General features: G+C 47.8%; 19 protein-coding genes. 11 read left to right on the plus strand and 8 right to left on the minus strand.

Annotation, left to right across the window (positions count from 1 at the left end; all coding sequences use genetic code 11):
- Positions 1-424 precede the first annotated feature (424 nt).
- Positions 425-1,537: an amidase domain-containing protein gene (locus ACR32F_RS29730; RefSeq protein WP_440113674.1), complete on the plus strand. Its 1,113-nt coding sequence runs from the start codon at positions 425-427 to the stop codon at positions 1,535-1,537.
- Positions 1,538-1,623: 86 nt separating this feature from the next.
- Here the strand turns inward: ACR32F_RS29730 and ACR32F_RS29735 are convergent, their stop codons facing one another.
- The 8 genes from ACR32F_RS29735 to ACR32F_RS29770 form a co-directional block, all read right to left on the minus strand.
- Positions 1,624-2,010: a hypothetical protein gene (locus ACR32F_RS29735; RefSeq protein ID WP_440113677.1), complete on the minus strand. Its 387-nt coding sequence runs from the start codon at positions 2,008-2,010 to the stop codon at positions 1,624-1,626.
- A 260-nt stretch (positions 2,011-2,270) separates the two neighbouring features.
- Entirely contained in the window at positions 2,271-3,338 is a 1,068-nt protein-coding gene (gene fni / locus ACR32F_RS29740) for a type 2 isopentenyl-diphosphate Delta-isomerase (RefSeq protein ID WP_440113680.1), read from the minus strand.
- Positions 3,339-3,689: 351 nt separating this feature from the next.
- Entirely contained in the window at positions 3,690-3,830 is a 141-nt protein-coding gene (locus ACR32F_RS29745; RefSeq protein ID WP_440113682.1) for a hypothetical protein, read from the minus strand.
- Between the two features lie 45 nt (positions 3,831-3,875).
- On the minus strand, positions 3,876-4,706 hold the full coding sequence (locus tag ACR32F_RS29750) for a phytoene desaturase family protein (protein ID WP_440120055.1): 831 nt from the start codon (positions 4,704-4,706) through the stop codon (positions 3,876-3,878).
- Positions 4,670-5,158, minus strand: a complete 489-nt coding sequence (locus tag ACR32F_RS29755; protein WP_440113685.1) for a phytoene desaturase family protein — start codon at positions 5,156-5,158, stop codon at positions 4,670-4,672. The genes ACR32F_RS29750 and ACR32F_RS29755 overlap by 37 nt, the downstream gene beginning before the upstream one ends.
- Positions 5,134-5,586, minus strand: coding sequence for a hypothetical protein (locus ACR32F_RS29760; RefSeq protein ID WP_440113688.1), 453 nt, complete (start codon positions 5,584-5,586; stop codon positions 5,134-5,136). The genes ACR32F_RS29755 and ACR32F_RS29760 overlap by 25 nt, the downstream gene beginning before the upstream one ends.
- Positions 5,587-5,821: 235 nt before the next feature.
- The gene (locus ACR32F_RS29765; protein ID WP_440113690.1) at positions 5,822-6,640 is read right to left on the minus strand and encodes a cobalamin B12-binding domain-containing protein; all 819 of its coding nucleotides are present in this window, start codon (positions 6,638-6,640) and stop codon (positions 5,822-5,824) included.
- Between the two features lie 12 nt (positions 6,641-6,652).
- Entirely contained in the window at positions 6,653-6,754 is a 102-nt protein-coding gene (locus ACR32F_RS29770; protein ID WP_440113692.1) for a MerR family transcriptional regulator, read from the minus strand.
- A 269-nt stretch (positions 6,755-7,023) separates the two neighbouring features.
- Between ACR32F_RS29770 and ACR32F_RS29775 the strand changes: the two genes are divergently transcribed.
- The 10 genes from ACR32F_RS29775 (at position 7,024) to ACR32F_RS29820 (ending at position 19,922) form a co-directional block, all read left to right on the plus strand.
- On the plus strand, positions 7,024-8,499 hold the full coding sequence (locus ACR32F_RS29775) for a phospholipase D family protein (RefSeq protein WP_440113695.1): 1,476 nt from the start codon (positions 7,024-7,026) through the stop codon (positions 8,497-8,499).
- 129 nt (positions 8,500-8,628) lie between these two features.
- Positions 8,629-9,252: a TetR/AcrR family transcriptional regulator gene (locus ACR32F_RS29780; protein ID WP_440113698.1), complete on the plus strand. Its 624-nt coding sequence runs from the start codon at positions 8,629-8,631 to the stop codon at positions 9,250-9,252.
- Entirely contained in the window at positions 9,249-9,590 is a 342-nt protein-coding gene (locus ACR32F_RS29785; protein WP_440113701.1) for a DMT family transporter, read from the plus strand. The genes ACR32F_RS29780 and ACR32F_RS29785 overlap by 4 nt, the downstream gene beginning before the upstream one ends.
- Positions 9,590-9,904, plus strand: coding sequence for a DMT family transporter (locus tag ACR32F_RS29790; RefSeq protein ID WP_440113704.1), 315 nt, complete (start codon positions 9,590-9,592; stop codon positions 9,902-9,904). Before ACR32F_RS29785 ends, ACR32F_RS29790 begins: the two co-directional genes overlap by 1 nt.
- A gap of 333 nt (positions 9,905-10,237) precedes the next feature.
- Complete coding sequence (locus ACR32F_RS29795; RefSeq protein ID WP_440113707.1) at positions 10,238-10,369, plus strand: hypothetical protein; 132 nt, start codon at positions 10,238-10,240, stop codon at positions 10,367-10,369.
- Positions 10,370-10,592: 223 nt separating this feature from the next.
- Positions 10,593-11,540 carry a TetR/AcrR family transcriptional regulator gene (locus ACR32F_RS29800; protein ID WP_440113710.1) on the plus strand — a complete coding sequence of 316 codons (948 nt, stop codon included), beginning with the start codon at positions 10,593-10,595 and terminating at the stop codon, positions 11,538-11,540.
- 33 nt (positions 11,541-11,573) lie between these two features.
- Positions 11,574-14,837 carry an efflux RND transporter permease subunit gene (locus tag ACR32F_RS29805; protein ID WP_440113713.1) on the plus strand — a complete coding sequence of 1,088 codons (3,264 nt, stop codon included), beginning with the start codon at positions 11,574-11,576 and terminating at the stop codon, positions 14,835-14,837.
- 367 nt (positions 14,838-15,204) lie between these two features.
- The gene (locus ACR32F_RS29810; protein WP_440113716.1) at positions 15,205-17,430 is read left to right on the plus strand and encodes a methyl-accepting chemotaxis protein; all 2,226 of its coding nucleotides are present in this window, start codon (positions 15,205-15,207) and stop codon (positions 17,428-17,430) included.
- Between the two features lie 303 nt (positions 17,431-17,733).
- Positions 17,734-18,735, plus strand: coding sequence for a GTP 3',8-cyclase MoaA (gene moaA, locus ACR32F_RS29815; protein ID WP_440113720.1), 1,002 nt, complete (start codon positions 17,734-17,736; stop codon positions 18,733-18,735).
- 350 nt (positions 18,736-19,085) lie between these two features.
- Positions 19,086-19,922, plus strand: coding sequence for a methyl-accepting chemotaxis protein (locus ACR32F_RS29820; protein ID WP_440113723.1), 837 nt, complete (start codon positions 19,086-19,088; stop codon positions 19,920-19,922).
- Positions 19,923-19,929: the final 7 nt, after the last annotated feature.

Consider the following 19,929-nt stretch of genomic DNA (forward strand, 5'->3'; position numbering starts at 1 on the left):
TGGGGTTCTCACTTGCCTTAGATTACTTCATGACAATCAACTATCTGAACATTCCATAGGGTAGGTCCGAAGGCACATCCACATACACCGCAGTATTAAGCTTCCCAAAATCTACATTTTAAAAAATCCGGATCGGTCCCTTTTGAACATATTGATTTATTTCTCTTTACCGATACTCTTTTTAGAGGCTTTGAGACAGCCTCCTTCTTTTTAATATTGGTATCGCAAAAGATATACCTTTACGGACATATCTTCGTATTTGATATATGGAATTTATTCCTACGGTGTGTGCATGTAGGCGATCATTATATCTTTTTTTGTTATTTATAACAAAAAATGAATAAAAAAAGTAACTATTTCCCTTTTTAAGCGTCTAATTATTATGAGGGAATCCTCAAAACTTGTTATAAGGAGCGTGAATGTATTGAAATTTAAGAAGATTGGGCTAATAGCGGGTACGTTTGCCCTAAGCTTCAGCTTAATGGGCAATGTGTCAGCTGAGACCAACTCAGGAGCCAGAGAAGAAATCCAAATTCAGGCTAGTAGTATTCAATTCTACAAAACACTCCCAGGTACATCGCAAAACGAGAAAGAAAAAGCCCTCATTGAACATGCAGATGCTATCGAACTCGTATCTAAGCAATTGCGTGCAGACGGCTTCGATCTTGAAGAAGACATGGATAACATAAAGTATCAGCAGTATGTTCTCTCATTGGGAACTGCCTTTGGGCAATTCGCTGAAGAGGATATGAAAAAAGTAGTAGAGTTTGTAAAATTTATGGACTGGTATGAAAATTACGATCTTAATCGCCAACTGAAAGAATATCAAAGTCGTCTGAAACAGAATGTACAGCTATCAACCGAAGAGATTATTGAACTGAGTAACATTAGTCCAATACTTGTAAATACACCTTCTACAGCTGATAACGAACAATCTACTAGTCTTAATAGTACCAGTGAAACCAATGCTTCAGACATTACTACCAAAGCTGTATCCGCAAATGGGTACAATAACATTACTGCACGCGACTACGCTTACAAGTGGTGGGATACACGAAACCCCACATATTCAACCTATTATGGTGACGTATGGGGCTGTGCACCCGCCGCTGAATGTTGGGACGACTGCACAAATTTTGTATCTCAAGCTCTACGTGCTGGAGGAATGAATTTTCAACATGGGGCGCATTACACAGATAACGAATCTTGGGCTTTCGGTCCTCTTGTACCTACTCATACATGGGGTGGAGCTCAGAAATTTTATAACCATTGGAGTAATAGAGCTGGGGTTGCGTCCTCGGTAACAGCTCTACAAACAGGCGATGCTGTTAACGCCGATTTTGGCGCTGACGGAACTATCAATCATACTGCTATAATTACAAGAAACACTGGCGACAACAGCAGCAATAAATACCTAACTCAGCATTCAATCGATAGAAAAGAAGAAATATCGCCCGGCACTCCATACACGCTCCAAAACTGGTTTTCTTCCGGATATAAAGTTTATGGATACGAAATAGATAAAGCCCCTAATTAATTAAAGAAGGCCCACCGCTGTTTAAAATGTCCTTTACAAAGGGTACACTTTAGTTTTTACGAAGCGGCGGGCTTTATATTTCTAATTCAATCGGCAAGGTTAGCCACGTCACTTTCCAAGGTATAGAGTACAAAAAAACGGTTCCATCTTTGTGCCTGTACAATGACCTGCTGACCATTCTTCTCAAAAAAATGTCCTGATCCATCCTGCTGTATAAATGTCCATCCTTCATTTCCCATGCGATCTTTTAACAACTCCCGTGGCCGATCACTCTTTGTGAATTTTGTAAGATAGCGTTCCTGACCCGGAGTGATACTCTCTAATTGTACAATGGAATTCTCACCAGTCTCTAAGCGATACATCTGCTTTACATTACTATAACCGACATTATTAATATACAATACGGAAAGTATTATGATCAGAACAACAACTCCAAGAACGCTAATCCAAGCGATCTTCCAGCCTTTTTTCATTTCCCCTCCCCCTTCCCTTGTTTATATATAAACGAACTTCTCTAGTACATAGTTGCATTAAAAAACCAAACTAGCTAATCTTTACCTCCTGCGCTTACATACTGCTCCATCAAATAGTGTTGTGCAGCAAGAACGTTAAAATCTATATCAGTGCGAAAAAAGAACGTTCATTCCCTCCCAATTCCTACAAACTTCGAGGTGCGAATCCCCCAGGGAAATCATGTGAGCTTGGGGTTCGCACCTGCATTTTCACCATCAGCCTAACGCCGCTCCACCAGACGTGTCGTCTGCTTCAAATCTTCGATCCGCCCTGCGCCGATGCCAAACATGACCGTACGCAGCTCGAATTCCACCTGTTCCAGACGCTGATCCAGCGCATCATCCGAAGCGACGGCGGATTCGAGCAAAGACCGTCCGAACCCGGCCAGGTCTGCACCGAGCGCGAGCGCTTTGGCAGCATCGACACCGGTATATAACCCACCACTGCCAATCAGGGCACCCGTGGGGTTCAGCGCTCTCACTTCCTGGATACACTCCGCTGTCGGAATGCCCCAATCGGCGAAGGCTTCCGCCGCCGCCCGGCGTACCGGATTACGGTTCCGGAATTTCTCCACCTGTACCCAGCTTGTACCCCCTGCGCCAGCCACATCGACAAAGGCTGCACCCGCTTCATACAATCGTTGCGCAGTCACGCCATCTATGCCAAAGCCCACTTCTTTCACGCCAACAGGCACTTCCAATTGACGACAAAGCTCCTCCATCCGATGAAGCAAACCGCTAAAATCGGTATTTCCCTCCGGCTGGAATATCTCCTGCAAGCTGTTCAGGTGTAGCACTAGCATGTCCGCGCCAGCAATATCCACGGCGCGCTGGAAGTCGGCTGTAGTGAAGCCATAGTTCAGCTGAACCGCACCGAGGTTGGCGATGACCGGAATGTCAGGCGCCCAGCGCCGCACATCAAACGTAGCCGCCAGTTCGGGCTGCTCCACGGCAGCCCGGATGGAGCCTACACCGAGCGCCCAGCCTCTGGCGTTCGCCACACGGGCCAGCCGCTCATTGATGGCGCCCGTTGTTTTGCTTCCACCCGTCATCGAACTGATGAGCAGGGGTGTGCGCACCTTTTTGCCAATAAACGCAGTCTCCAGACTTACCTCTTCAAAATTCAGTTCAGGCAGCGGATGATGACGAAAAGCAAACCGCTCCATACCGCTGGTTACCCCTTCTCCTGCCACATTCTCCTCAAGACAGAGGCGCACGTGTTCCAGCTTCCGTTCCCCTGTAGCCACCTCGGGAAGTAGCCGTTCGCCAGCCCGCTCTTGTTCATTCATGATGTGACCTCCTTATGTGAGAATAGTGCGGATAGACAGGATTACCTGCCCGTTCCAGATTCTTTGCTTCTATGTAACGTACAAACTGTATGATTTGGATCTACTATATGATTTATAGGTTAGACACATCCCAGATCAACTCAGATCAATTTAGGTCAACTCAATCCAGTATACCGTTCCAAACCAGCGATTGAAAGGATGCCCCAAGACCAATTTTATCACTTGAATCTCAGGGCATCACTATATGTTGTCTTGCAAAAGTGCTCATCGTCCGTGGCATTCACCAAGCAGGCTAGTACGTATACCCGATCGACATAACCCTTTTCCCCTTCATCATGCTGCACAACGAACTTACCTGACGATTTGGGATGCAAGCTGTTCACCAACGAGCTGCCCGGATAACGTCACAATCGGTGTACCACCGCCCGGATGCGTCGTTCCGCCCACGTACCACAACCCGCTTACATCCTTACTTTTATTTCCGGGACGCATAAAGGTCTGCTTCACCGAGTTAGACGAGATGCCATAGATGGACCCTTAATGGGCCAATGTATCCCGTTCGATATCTCGCGGCGTGTACCGGATCAGCACATCCGACTGTTTCAACCCGGTAATTCCCCGCTCTGCCAATCGTTCCAGCACAAACTCGCCGTAGCGATCTGTCTGCTCCTCCCATTTCCACGAATCCGACAAGTATGGGGCATTGACCAGAATAAACAGATTACTGGCTCCGGCTGGAGCCATACCTGCTTCCGAATACCCGGAATAACAGATGTAAATCGTGGGATCGGCGGGCATTTTACGGTCTCGGAAAATGTGGTCAAACTCCGGATCATAACGCTCCGGGAAAAAGACGGTATGATGCAACAGAGAATCATATTGTCTTCGCACACCAGCCAGTGTCACAAACCCCAAAATCGAAGGCTCATATTTGCCAATCCGGGCATCACTCATCTGTTTACGATGCTCTGGTGTGAGCAGCAACCGATTCACACTGAGCACATCTCCATTGGCAACAACCTGATCCGCTTCCCGGAAGCCTTGATCCGTATCGACACCTGCCACTTTACCATGCCGGACAACAATCTGCCGGACCTCCGTACCCGTAACAAACTTTACCTCTTTTTCCTGCGCGAGCCGGGTCATCGCCTCGATCAGTTGATAGGTTCCACCCTTGACTCCATAGATGCCAACCTCTGCCTCCACATGACCCATCATGGCAAAGATCGAAGGCGCCTGATATGGCGATGATCCCACATAGGTCGCGTACCGGCCGAACATAGCCAGCGTATGGGGATGCTGGAAATACGAACGCAGCAGCTTATCCAGCTTCACCGTCGGCCGCACCCGGAGCAGGCTACGCAGCATTTGCAGATTGTATTTATCTTTGGGGGACAGTAACAGCTTGCCGAGAAAATGACGATTGGCTTCCGCATACAGTGCAGCAGACTCATCCATAAACGCATCATAACGAGCCGCATCCATCCACGATTGCCAGACAGATCTACCACCGTACCATTTGCAGATATGTTACGTGTGCGCGGTTCCAGCTCATATAGCTGCACGTAGTCTTCCATCGCTACACCCGCATGGTCAAAGACGGATCGGAAGGTAGATGGCATCGTGATTGTACTGGGTCCCCGGTCAAAATGATATCCTTCCCGTTCGATCTGCTGCAGCTTCCCGCCGACCCGGTCCTGCCGCTCCAGAATGGTCACCTGCACGCCCTGCGAAGCCAGCCGAATAGCACACGACAGACCTCCAAAACCTGCACCGATAATGTTGACGTTACCTTTCAATTGTACCGCCTGCCTTTCCATACATACCCCTTGCCGGAACGGCCCGCTTGCCAAGAAGCTATCCCGATAGCAATAACACATGCCATACTGATGGGTTGCAAGAGTGCGAGCCACCAAGGCTGTCCTCCGACGTGATCCGATACTCTTTTGACTGCCATGCCGAGCAATGTTCCCGCCAATCCATAGATGATGAACGTAGAACTGTCCGTCATTAATCCAATGATCAGACCCAGTGGAGGCAAAATATACATCAGGATATACATCAGGATATACATCAGCATCGTGCCCAGCAGCAGAACGTCTTTGCGTCCCATGCCTTCGTACATGTTTTTCTTATACCTGTTCCACACTTCTGAGCCATTCTGATACATCCGAGTGTTCGTCACATCATGCACATCGGCCAACATAACCGGGTGTCCTGCGCGCTTGACTGCTTTGGCAAGAATCATGTCATCCACCAGATCGGCCTGAATGGCTGCATGTCCCCAGATGCTTCATAGCTGGATCGGTGAATCAACAGAACTTGTAAATCAAAAAAATGACCCACTGGTCAAAATAGTTAAATGGGATAAATGAAATGCAAAAAACACCCCTTGCGCTCTTGCGTCAAAGGATGTCCTGTATACACTAACCTATACATCTGTTTTTAAGATTGTTTTAAACATATGCTGTTCAATATGCTCATCAATACCTTGCTCCGGGCTGCCGTTCTGCAAAATATTCACGTTCCATCCAAGATTGCCAATTGGAAGAATCCTCGGGCATGATCCACTGCGGATAACGCGCCTGCGCTGCTCGCTCGTAGCCCTTGCCTCCAAGTACAAAGTGAATATGCGGAAACTCGTCTATAATCCGCTCTACGAGCTGATCACACCGTTCAAGAAGCTCGGGACTTGTGATCGAAAGGCATACCAGCTTAATCTTCTGCTCCCGAATGATGGGGAATAAGCCTTCTTCCGGTGTGTTGGCTCCAAGATAAAGTACTTCGGCCCCATTTTTGCGCATAAATAGGGAGAACAGCCGCAATCCCACCTGATGATGCTCCCCTTCCGGACACATCGCCAGAACTTTGGGCAGATGCGGATAGATCGGGAACAGATGGAAAAACTGATAGAACCGCTGTGAGATCAGCTGTGTCATGAAATGTTCCTGTGCTACCGAAGCCCTGCCCTGCTCCCATGCATCTCCAACCCGAACCAGAATGGGCACCAGCACATGATAAAACATCGAATCATAGCCGTACATGGTGAAGCCAAAATCAATCAGACCATTGGCTCGTTCTCCCTGAAAGTTGTAAAGCGAGTCATAGATCTGATCTGCCATACGTACATATGCCTCTTCCATTGCAGGTACTGGAGGCATTAGCGGTGTAGGCACAGCCGTTTCAGGTGGTGTGGCTTTGTTCACCTTGAGCATGCGAACCGCTTCCGAGATGTTGGTCTGATGCTGCTCAATCTGTTCTTTCAACCAGCGCAGATCCGCAACGTTCTCTTCCGTGTACAAGCGATAACCCGATTATGTCCGCTCAGGGGTGACCGCACTGTACCGATTCTCCCAAGCCCGGAGCGTTACCGCCGGAATACCCAGCGTGGCAGCGACTTGTTTGATGGAATACACCTTATTACCCACTTTCTTTCCTGAAATAGCCAGACTTTCGCAGGTGAAACGAGCACTTCCCCCGTCCTTGTCAGGTGTATGAAAACCCTAACATTCCACAAAAATAATACACTCATTATACACAACGGTCATACACCTGTCGATTGCATCCATCTAATTTGTTATCTGCATTCCCTGATTACATCTACTCATCCTTAAGACTATCTGCGTCAACGCTGTCACCCGGGTGGTATATAGAATTCAGCAAGCACAAAAGGGGGAGTCTACCGTTGTTTTCATTTCGCCGCAAATCATCCGACCGCAAGTCTTCACGCGGCAAATTTCCATACATACGAACAGGTCTTGGATTACTGGTGTTATGGCTCATCGCCGTCATGCTCTACCAGACCTATAAGCCATTACCACCTGGCATTTCCTACGAGAGCAAGGAATACCGTGTGGATCAGGTACAGTTCCTGCATGACCTGACCTATCCCTCCGCAGACGGTCAGATGCAGCATGAACAACAGATTTTCCAGCGTATGCTCCAGATTGTAGAGGACGCGCAGCAGTTCGTGGTGGTGGATATGTTTTTGTTCAACAATTATCAGCACAAAGGACAGAGCTTCCCACCCGTCAGCGCAGAATTCACAGATACCTTAATTGCCAAAAAAAATCAGAAACCGGACATGGACATCTGGGTTATTACAGATGAGGTAAATACCAACTACAACTCTGCACCCAACCCACTGCTTGAGCAGATGAAACAAGCCGGCATTCATGTTGTGATCACCGACGTGGACCCGCTGCGGGATTCAACTCCCGTATACTCCGCAGTCTGGCGTACCTTCTTCCAGTGGTTTGGACAGTCTGGGGATGGTTGGATTCGAAATCTGATGGCAACCGATGGCCCGGATGTCACCGTACGTTCCTATCTGAAGCTGCTCAATGTGAAGGCTAACCATCGCAAAGTTGTGCTTAATGAGAAGACAGCCATTGTCTCTTCCGGCAATATCCATGATGCCAGCGCCTACCACTCAAACATGGCTTTTGAAGTAACAGGTCCGATTATTGGAGATATCCTTCAATCGGAGCAGGCTGTGCTGAACTTCTCAGGCGGGGGCAAGCTGCCTTCCTATACTGCCCCTTCTACAGACCCGAACAAGGGAGACTTGCGAATTCGTTATTTAACGGAAGGCAAAGTGAATGACGCTGTTCTCCATGAGATCAATCAAGCCGGCAAAGGGGATACTTTATGGATGGGCATGTTCTATGTTGCTTCTCCGAAGGTATTGGAGGCCCTGCTGGAAGCGGCGAAGCGCGGAACCGAGATCCGGCTCGTGCTCGATCCGAATGAAAATGCCTTTGGTCAAGAAAAAATTGGTATTCCGAATCGTCCTGTAGCCGCCGAATTACATGATAAATCGGACGGCAAAATACAGATTCGCTGGTATAACACAACCAAGGAGCAGTACCATACCAAGATGATATACATCGCCAAAGCAACCGGAGATCATATTGTCCTTGGCGGCTCAACCAACTTCACACCCCGCAACATGAATGACTACAATTTGGAAAATGATCTTTGGGTTGCCGCTCCTGCTGACAATGAGTTCACCCAAAATATCGCGAATTATTTTGAACGTATTTGGAATAATGATGATGCCGAGTTTACGTTGGACCTGGATGAGTTTCAGGAGAAAACAACGTTTTTGAAAGGGATTGTATATAAGCTGCAATTAATTTTGGGCTTCACGACCTTTTAATATAGAAGCGGACTTCATCATGATCCTATCCGCCTGTACTCTATCGTGCAGGCGGATATTTGTGTCTTGACATGAGATGTGAAATGTGAAAATATAAGTTACCTAACGATCGTTAGGAAGGTGATATTAATGACTGCACATTCCATTCGGGATGCAGCCCTGTTCCATTTTGCGAGAGATGGATATGAAGGGGCTTCCCTGAGAGCTATTGCTGATGAAGTCGGGATTAAGAAACCGTCGATATATGCGCATTTCAGCTGTAAGGATGACTTGTTTTTGCACACATTGGCCTTTGCATTTCAAGAGGTACAGAGACACACACTTGAGTATTTCCGTGACCATGTGGATCTTCCACTGGAGCAACGCTTAAAGGGTTTGCTGAATTGGTTTGAGCAGGAGTATAACGACCATGCCTCTGCTCGCCTGATGCTGCGCAACTGTTATTATCCGCCGCTTGCCCTTTACAGCGAAGTGATGGATCTGGTGTATCCTTTTCTGGATGGCATGGAGCGTGCACTGAATCGTCTGCTACAGGGTGCGATGCGTAATGGAGACATTCCTCCTATTCCAGCGGAACAGGCGGCCATCGCATTCATGACGTTTCTAGACGGAATTACAGTGGAGATTATTTATGGAAGTTCACGCCGGTACAAGAGACGTCTTGAAGCGTCCTGGCCTGTCTTTTGGCATGGCATTCATCATCTGAACGAAGAGGCACGAACCATCGTGCCGGAAGGAGATTCATCATCATGAACCGCAACTGGTTATATGTATTTATTGGAGGAATTATTGAGATTGTCTGGGTGAGCGGGCTGAAACACGCTTCAAATGGTTGGGAGTGGGCTTTGACGGCGATCGCCATTGTCATCAGCTTTGGGCTGATCATCGCCGCATGCAAAAGACTGCCTGTCGGTACGGTGTATGCCGTGTTTACGGGAATTGGTACGGCTGGTACGGTTCTAACGGAGATGGTTTTGTTTGGTGAGGAATTCCGCCTCGCTAAAATGTTGCTGATCGGCTTACTGCTCTGTGGTGTAATCGGGCTGAAACTTGTCACAGATCAGCAGTCGGCGAAAGAAGGTGCGGCATAATGGCATGGTTAGCAATTGTGGGTGCGGGAATCTGTGAAATTTTCGGCGTCATCGGTATCAACGGTGCTTCCACACGAAAGGGCTGGCCTTATATCGTACTGATGCTGGTGTCGTTTGTATTCAGCTTCTCGCTGTTATCCTACGCGATGACGTCCATTCCCATGGGCACAGCGTATGCGGTGTGGACTGGAATAGGCACGGTAGGCAGTACGTTAACAGGTATGTTCCTATTCGGCGAGCGGAAAGAAGCCAAACGGCTGCTGTTTATTGCCATGATTTTGGTAGCGGCGGTTGGTTTGAAACTGATCACCTAACTGAACGAAATGAAGTTACACTTTATAACTCCGTTTCTCCAAGTTGGTTCTGCACTCTCCGTTATCGTGTAATTCTTAGCTTCCATTATAATATCTATGATATTTAGTAATAGAAATTAGACGACTTCGATCAGAAAGTCGTCTTTTTGGGATATGATGTAAATAAGAGTCTTCTCTACACTCTACTACGTGAGCATTTTGCATAAATCCAAAGAGCGTCTTCAGTCAGCGAGGTATAGATCGAAATGCTTCTATTCGTCTAGAACTTGTACCCGGGAGCGACTTAAATCGAATGATACAAAATGTTAACCGTAAGAAAGGATGGCTTATTATATGAAGAAACTACTGGCACGCATTGGTTCTTTTTCAGGGTACACCTTTCTGATCGCCTTAGGCGCCTTTTATTTCATCTCTCTTCTAGCCATTATCATACTCGCCATATATGCCTTCAGAGGAGGAGCATAGCTTGTTCCAGTTCGTCTAACTAATAGGGTGAATCACGTTCACCTATTACAACCTCTTCCCTTCCTTCTTCCTTATGTTCCCTATACATACAGGGCTTTACTTCCCGCCCTCTTATTCCATATTTCTCCCATTTGAATTCACTTATCTATATCGTTTATACTTGTTTTGACTCTTAAGTCAATTAGAGAACTCACAAGTTCCGAATGAGGTGAAAGCATCGTTAATGAACCCTGTCCATGAAATGAATGAGAAGAAAAAGCTCATTATCACTACAGCACTTAAGCTGTTCTCGGCCAAAGGCAGTGCCGCAACCTCCATGCAGGAGATTGCAGAGATATGCGGGATGTCCAAGGGCAGCCTCTACCTTATGTTCAAATCCAAAGAGGAATTGGAAGCCAGTACCATGGAGTACTGTATATTTACGCTAGTGGACGAAATGTCCCAGATTGAACATGAGGCTGGCCTCACTCCGAGAGAACGTTCGCACAAACAGATTGAGACACTGCTCATCCATGTATCCGAGCTAAAGGAATTTTTACGTGTGCAAATGCGCAGCATGATGATGGATGATGAACAGCATAGCAAGGAAAAGTGCAACCCGCAGCATAAAGACCTGGAGATCCTCACGCTGCACGGGTTCAAGGACAAACTGGAAGATATGTACGGAACGGAGATTGAACCCTATACTATAGACCTTATTTTGCTTGTACACGGTCTGTTCCTCTCCTACGTTAAGATCTGGTTTACGGAAATGCCTTCCCTCACCGTCTCCAAGATGGCAACCAACATGCTGCAAACGATCGATTACGTAGCTCATGGATTGCTCGATCAGCGGCCAGCGCCTTTGATTCCTTTGGAAGACTGGCCCGCGTGGAACAGTGATACAGATACAGATTCCACTGTGTTTCGTCATCCCATTCAAATCGTCAAACAGATGCAGGATATCGCTGCTTCCGATTTGCCCGCAGGGCAACCGAAGAATGATGTGCTCGAAACCATCGCCATTCTCAGACAGGAGTTGATGGAATTCACACCGCGGCGTGCCATCATTCTGGGCATGATGCACAATTTGGAGAACGTATCTGCCATTAAGCCTTTGCACTCCGAGCTTCAGCACATTCTGGATGCCAGGTATAGCCGGTTTATCCAAGCTGACTCGTCACACACATAAACAGGAGAAACAGAGAGGAGAAGAAACCATCGTATGAAAGGTATTATTAATTTTTCACTGAACAACAAGTTTGCGATCTGGATTCTGACGATTATCATCTCCTTCGCAGGTTTATACAGCGGACTCACGATGAAACAAGAAACGATTCCGAACATCAATGTTCCGTTTTTGAATGTCACTGCCATTGATCCGGGGGCTGCTCCGGAGGGAATTGTCGAAGATGTCACGAAGCCGCTGGAAGTGAAACTGCGCAATGTAGAAGGTGTGAAGACCGTTACCTCCACCTCCATGGAGAATGCAGCGTCCATCACACTCGAGTTTGATTATGGAACAGATCTGACCAACGCAACTGCAACCATTCGTGAGGCACTGAATGAAGTGCAATTGCCTGACAGTGTGCAGAAGCCGACCATTTCCAAATTCAGCATCAACTCTTTCCCGGTTGTATCACTGAGCCTGTCCGACAAAGACGGTGGTGACCTGGAACAATTAACACGACTGGTTGAATCGGATATCCAGCCTGCACTCGAAGATATCGACGGTGTAGCTCAAGTTCAAGTGTCCGGTCAATATGTGAAAGAAGTTCAATTGAAATTTAATCGAGCCAAAATGGACAAACTCGGCCTGACCGAAGATACGGTCAACGGTGTCGTTAAAGGTTCATCCGTACGTGTACCCCTTGGACTGTTCGAACTGGATAAAGCTCAGAAATCCGTTGTCGTTGATGGCAACATTATCGATATTGATGATCTGAAAAACCTTGCCATTCCGGTTATTCCGGGCGGAGCAGGAGCTTCCACAGGCAGTGGTTCAGCCGCAGGAGCACCCCAAGGTGCCGGAACAACACCCCCTAATTCCTCTCCACAGGCGGGTGAAGCAGGTCAAGGTACCGTTCCAGGCGCTGCACAGGGATCTGAACAGGCTGCTGGACAAGCCGCTGGTGGAAATACCATTGCGGGTAGCCCTTCTTCGGGCGCCGCCAACGCACCTGGTATCCCTACGGTAAAATTAAGTGAAATCGCCAAGATCGAAGTCATTGGTCAAGCGGAATCCATTTCCCGGACGGACGGCAAGGAATCGATCGGTATTTCTATCGTAAAATCCAACGATGCCAACACGGTTGATGTCGTCAATGCAGTGAAAGACAAAGCGGAGGAATTGCAAAAGCAATTCAAAAACGCTGATCTAACTGTACTTCTTGACCAAGGTAAGCCGATTCAGGACTCTGTGAACACGATGCTGGGCAAAGCCGTTTTTGGTGCCTTGTTCGCCATCCTGATCATTATGCTGTTCCTGCGTAATATCCGTTCAACCATTATCTCCATTGTCTCGATCCCGCTCTCCTTGCTGATGGCATTGACCGCGCTCAATATGATGGATATTACTTTGAATATGATGACGCTGGGCGCCATGACGGTTGCCATTGGACGGGTTGTCGATGACTCCATCGTGGTTATTGAGAACATCTACCGCAGATTAACACTCAAAGGTGAGAAACTGAAAGGCCGTGAACTGGTCCGCGAAGCAACTCGCGAAATGTTTGTTCCGATTCTCTCTTCCACCATTGTAACGATTGCCGTATTCCTGCCGCTGGCACTGGTGAGTGGTATGGTCGGTGAGCTGTTCACGCCATTTGCTCTGACCATGGTGTTTGCCTTGCTGGCATCCCTGATTGTTGCCATTACCATTGTGCCGATGTTGGCCCATACCCTGTTCCGTAAAGGGTTGAAGAACAAGCAAAATCACGAGGAAAAACCAGGTACGATGGCGGAAGGTTACAAACGCCTGCTGAACTGGACACTTTCACATAAACTCATTACGGTCGGCATTGCTGTAGTGCTGCTGGTCGGAAGTTTGTTCCTGTATCCGTTCATCGGCGCGAGTTTCCTGCCGGAACAACAGGATAAATATGTGACCGTTACGTACAGTCCTCAAGCCGGGGCTTTGCGTGAAGATGTAGAAAAAGAAGCACTCGTTGCCGAGAAGTGGTTGCTGAAACAGCCGGGTCTGGAGAAAATGCAATATTCCATCGGCGGCACGAACCCACTAAGCAGTATGGGTGGCGGAGGCTCCAACTCAGCTCTCTTCTATATCGAATATAACGAAGATACGAAAGACTTTACCCAAGTGAAGGAGCAGCTTGTGGAAGGTCTCCAGAAGCAAGTTACCGTAGGAACCTGGAGTGAACTCGACATGTCCGGAGGTCTGGGTGGCAGCAGTCTGAGCCTGTCCATCTATGGTGACAATGTAGAGCAGCTCAAACCCGTCTCGGATGAAGTCCTGAAGCTGGTTCAAGCAGATACCGATTCTTTCGAAAAAGCGGAAACTACACTCGCTGACACCTACGGGCAATACACGCTCGTTGCAGATCAGGAGAAACTGAGTTCGCTCGGTCTGACTGCAGGCCAACTGGCTATGACGCTGAGCCCGGCGCGGGAACGCCCTGTGCTCACGGAAGTGGATATTGAGAACAAAACGTATAAAGTATATGTGGAGACAGACAACAAAACATTCAGCAGCATTGCTGATATTGAGAATGAAAAAGTTACTTCACCGCTTGGCATCCAAGTACCGATCAAAGATGTTGCCAAAGTGGAAGAAGGTACCTCTCCGAACTCCATCATGCGAATTGATGGCAAGGTTGTCGCTCAGGTGAAAGCCAACATCCTCGCGTCGGATGTACAGAAAGCTTCACAGAACCTACAGGCGAACATCGACAAGCTCGATCTGCCTGACGGAGTTGAAGTAAAATTCGGTGGTACAACGGAACAGATTAATGATACCTTTACTCAACTGGGTCTCGCTATGGTTGCAGCCATTGCCATTGTATACTTCGTGCTTGTTGTTACATTCGGCGGCGGATTGGCACCATTCGCCATCCTGTTCTCCCTGCCGTTTACGGTCATTGGGATTATGGTCGGCTTGTTCATCGCTGGTGGTACGCTTGACGTCTCTGCCATGATGGGTGGACTGATGCTGATCGGGATCGTGGTCACCAACGCCATCGTCCTGATCGACCGTGTTATCCACAAGGAGAAAGAGGGTATGTCTACCCGTGAAGCCTTGCTGGAAGCCGGGGCAACACGTTTGCGTCCAATTTTGATGACCGCTCTCGCTACTATCGGTGCCCTGTTGCCACTGGTTACGGGTCTCGAAGAAAGTGCGGGTATCATCTCGAAAGGACTGGGAATTACCGTCATTGGCGGTCTGATTAGCTCCACGTTGCTCACCCTGGTTATCGTGCCGATTGTGTATGAATTCCTGATGAAATTCAAAAAGAAAAGAATTGAAAGTTAATTGGATAGCTGTATACCTAAGCTAAAATAATCTAACCTCTCCCCCCCTTAGTACATATTGGAATGAATGAACATTCCGATATCATGCTAAGGGGATTTTTTTTATTGAAATGAAACCCTGCTTCGGCTTGGATTTGGATAATATGAATGTGATCTGACATCTACGTCACGCTAGAAAAATCCGCATATTCATTTGTATTTATTGAATAAATATTCGGAAGATATGACATATCCTCTCGTATTTTTGTTGATTTTCTTGTATAAAGATTGATATAGAAGGACAAGGCATTCCACCTTTAAAAACCACATATAGGGCTGTCCAAAGACCAAAAGAATGAGGCTTTCAAATCCAGAAATCGGGGGTGGTCATGATGTTTGATTGGCTGGGATGGAGAAAAGGATTGCCGCTGTGGCGATCGTATCGGTTGAACGCACAGAACAAGGAGGATGTGGAACAGATTTTTGAGGGGATTGCCGAAACCAGGCGGCAGCTTATGATGGACTGGGCAGATGAGCAGTGGAGTCACCTGGATCGTTTGCTTCTACAGGTACAGTCGATTCAACCACAAGATGTATTGCAAGGCTCACAGCACCAGAGCAAACTAGAGGTATGGTTTAAATCAAGTTACATTCGAGCCGTTGATAGTACGGAGCTATTTATGCTGAACGAACAGAATCAGGTTGTATTCTCTACATATCAGAAACATATTGGACAGATCTATGAAGATTACGAAGCTTTGATTGGACCCGGATTGAAGTATTCCAGAGCAGACCACCATGAGAAAAAGTGTTTGTATGGTCCTTATTCCGATCCACTAACGTTGGACATTGGACCACGCTCGTCCTCTTTTCACGATGATGTCACCTTGCTGTTTATTGCCCCGATCCTACAGGAAGGTCGATACGTCGGTTCATTGTGCAGTCGTGTTCCCGGGGATGTGCTGGGTGACCTGATTCAGCGGGAATCCGGACATATCTACCCCGATTCCGGGGACAACTATCTCTTTATGGCCGAGTCGATATTGCGACCCCATCTGAAGCCCGGCACCGCCTTGTCCCGCAGCCGCTTCGAGGATCGTACCTTTACGCATGGGGAAAATCTGAAAGATGGCGTCACAACCGATTGGGGCATCGTTTCCATTAAGGAGCATACCGAGTTGGAGCTCATGTTCACCGATCCATCTACCGGAGATCTGCATCCTGGAGTTGCGAACACCATTCAGAATGGCTCCAATCTGTTTGTTGCCTTTCCCGGCTATTCGGATTACCGCCATATTTCTGTTATTGGCAAAGGCATCACCTTCCAACTCCCACACTGTCCTGATCGTTGGGGCATGATGTGTGAGGGTGATCTGGAGGAAGTGTACCGGATACGGAGCATCGGCTGGCGCCAGTTCAAGCAGCATAGCCTCTTCACCCTCTTGTCAGGCGTTGCGGGAGCAGCCCTTGTCTATGCCTTCACGGGCAGTGGATGGAGTGCAGCAGCAATGGCAGCTTTTAATGTGCTGTTCGGGTTCTTCACTGCATTACAACTGCATCGCAGCCAGTACCGACGGGTTCATGATGACCTAAGTCGCATCAGCCGATTTATTCGAATCAATGCCGAAGGCAAAGGCGATCTGACACAGCGCCTGGACACGTCTGCTTTTGCCCAAGATGAATCGGGTGAACTGGCAAAGTGGATCAACAATATGATTGATTCTCTTGAAGGAATTATGCTCAAGGTGCAGCTCGCCACAGTGGATGTAATGGACAACCAGTATCAGATGCGGACCTCAACCGAGACTACACAGGGTACAACCGAACGTGTTAATCGCAAGCTCGGCTCCATGATTCAGGGAATTCGCAAACAGCTTGAGGATCTCGATCAGGCGAAGCTGGCTGCAGACCATATGCGGCTGACCTTACAACAGTTAGAGACGTCTGCAACCGAGCAGATTAGTGTTGCCAGGCAGGAAGTGGAACGTATTGGTGATAAAATGACCCAGATCTCCGGAGCCGTTTCCGATACGAATCGTACGATTCTGTCCTTTATGGCGACCATGAAGGACATTTACCGCGTGCTTGCAGTCATTGATGAAATTTCTGCTCAGACCAACCTGCTCGCACTGAACGCTTCCATTGAAGCGGCACATGTCGGTGAACATGGACGCGGCTTCGCCATCGTTGCTGGAGAAATCCGCAAGCTGGCGGAGCTATCCCGTTCTTCCACGGAGGATATCCATCAGATTCTGGATCATATCTCTACCGCGGCGAGAGCAGCATCTCAATCAATCACCGAAGGAGATCAGGTGCTGGCTGAGGGTACTACACTTGTTCGGGCCGCTTCGAATCTTCTGCAGAATGCCACAGCTGAAGAACCCCAACGAATACATGTGGTGGATCAGGTTGTCGTGTTAATGGAGAATATCGCAGCCATTAGTCACCAAAACCGCTCCACCTCCGCCGAGGTAGAAGCCGAAATGATGGAGCTTATCAGTGACATGCTGCATGTCCAGCATTCGTCGAATAACGTGGAGGCCATCACGGTTTTTTTGCAACAGCTTGTGGGACAATTCCAGCTCACTCATGCGGAGAAAAATGCTATCACCTGACGTCATCATTGACGCGGATTGGAGAAATAGCTAAAATTTGATGCAACTGTTCGTTTTGAAATGGTCGTATCATTTATTATAGAGGTTGTTCAAAAAGTCCGCTTTTGATTACGAAGGACGCCTAGTGGCATCATCAGCATCGAATATGGAATTCAGCCGAAATGTCCGTTGCTCACGTAGTTTTCCCTACGCTCCGCTACTCCATTTCTAGCTTCATCCTATCTTCTCGGTACTGAAAACCGGTCTTTTTGAACACGCACTCATAGAAGCTTTCCAATCTGAATCAATGAAAGGGGGGTCTGCATGGAAATACTCCAGGATTCTTTCGGCAGGATACATGACTATATCCGTATTTCGGTTACGGACCGCTGTAATTTGCGTTGTGTATACTGTATGCCCGAAGAAGGCATGGAATTTGCCCCGCATGACCAAATTATGAGCTACGAAGAAATTACCCAGGTGCTCAAAGTACTTGCTCCAATGGGCATGCGCAAAGTGCGCCTGACCGGAGGTGAGCCGCTGGTACGCAAAGACCTGCATAAACTTGTTGGCATGATCTCGGCAATTGACGGGATTGAAGATATTGCACTGACGACCAATGCTTTGTTGCTGGATAAACAGGCACAAGCGCTGAAGGATGCCGGATTGAACCGGATTAATATCAGCCTAGACTCCCTTCAAGCCAGCCGCTTCTCCATGATTACTCGCGGTGGGGATGTAAACAAGGTGCTGAAAGGCATTGAAGCCGCTACGGCTGTTGGACTTGCTCCGATTAAGCTGAATGTGGTGCTGATGAAGGGCATCAACGATGATGAGATCAAGGATTTCATCGCCATGACCATGGATCAACCACTCCATGTGCGCTTCATCGAATATATGCCGATTGGACAGGCCTCCGATTCATGGCGCAAATCCTATTTGCCGCTGGAGGCGGTCACGGATGTATGTGCTGAGGCAGGCTGGACGGTGGAGAATACAACTGGCCCAGCAGGAAATGGTCCATCGAGGAACATGAAGATTGCCGGTTCACAAGGTACATTCGGGTTGATTCATCCCGTGAGCGATCATTTCTGTGACAACTGCAACCGTCTCCGCCTGACGGCAGACGGACATATCAAAGCCTGCCTGTACTGGTCGGATGAATATAACGTTCGTCGTTACGTGGATGATCCCGATGCCATAGCAGCGCTCTTCCTCAAGGCTCTTGGCACCAAGCCGAAGAACCATGAAATGGCGCTGGCCCTGGAACAAAAAATGCAAAGTCATACGCCGACGGTAAGACGCATGTCCCAGATCGGCGGGTAGATAAGAGCTGCCTAGCGGGGATGCACTTGCCTGCTTATGGGCATGTATATCAGAACGGACCAATATAAAACACCGAAATAAACACATGATGATCCGATATACTGAATGATCGTAACGATCATCGTTGTACCCCGAAGCTGCTGAGACGTACTGCCCTCAGCAGTTTTTTTGTCTTGTATTCATTTGAATGTCAAACATGGTTCTTCGATTCTCCTGATCCAATGATTTTAATTGAAAATAAATCAATAAATCTATGCCATAACCTTGCCGGACCTTCAAGTTTCCTATAATTCTGACGATGTATATACAATATATCAATATAATATGTACACATATAGGAGTTGAGTCGTTTGAATATTGTTGAAGCAATGGTTGCAGCAAGCCCCTATTTTAAAATCATGCTCAAGGAACATGATCTGATGATTGCGGTCACAGACACCGAGAGGTTCTGGTATTACGTGCCTAGCGAAGATCTGGATCTGGGCATCAAGGCTGGAGATTCCATCTCCCTGGATGACCCCACTCTGCGCCGTGCACTTATGAATGGCGAGACTTCGGCCAACCGTATTGCAGCACATTTCTATGGGACTGCCATCAACTCGGCGGCTACTCCTCTTCGAGATGAGGCGGGTCATATTGTGGGTGCCCTTGCCATCGGTTTCTCACTTAAAAATGAAGAAAAGCTGGAGCACTTCACCGAATTAATCGGCGGGATCAGCGGCAGATTGACCGATATGGTTCAAACCGTAGCTGCCCAATCCCAGCAATTGACCGCTTCGTCTTCGCAAATTCTGGACAACACCCGAATGGCTGTACAAAACTCCAGTGAAGTAAACAAAGTAGCCTCATTCATTCGTGAAATTTCGGAGCAAACCAATTTGCTGGGCCTGAACGCTGCCATTGAAGCGGCACGAGCAGGTGAAGCAGGCGCCGGATTCAGCGTAGTTGCATCCGAAGTACGCAAACTATCGACCGGAACCAAAGAGGCCACGGTAAACATCGAACGTTCCTTGAAGGACGTCCAGCATTCCATACACCAGATGGAGCAAGAGATTACATCCATCGCACAGTCCAGCAACCAGCAAGCCGAGCTTGTAACCGAGTTCAGTGAAGTTATTGATCAACTGAACAGCGTGAGTCATGATCTGAAATTGTTCATTGAATCCATGCTCCTGAATGCGGAATAAAATATAA

The organism is Paenibacillus hebaui (assembly GCF_051934385.1).
Classification (GTDB): Bacteria; Bacillota; Bacilli; order Paenibacillales; family Paenibacillaceae; genus Paenibacillus.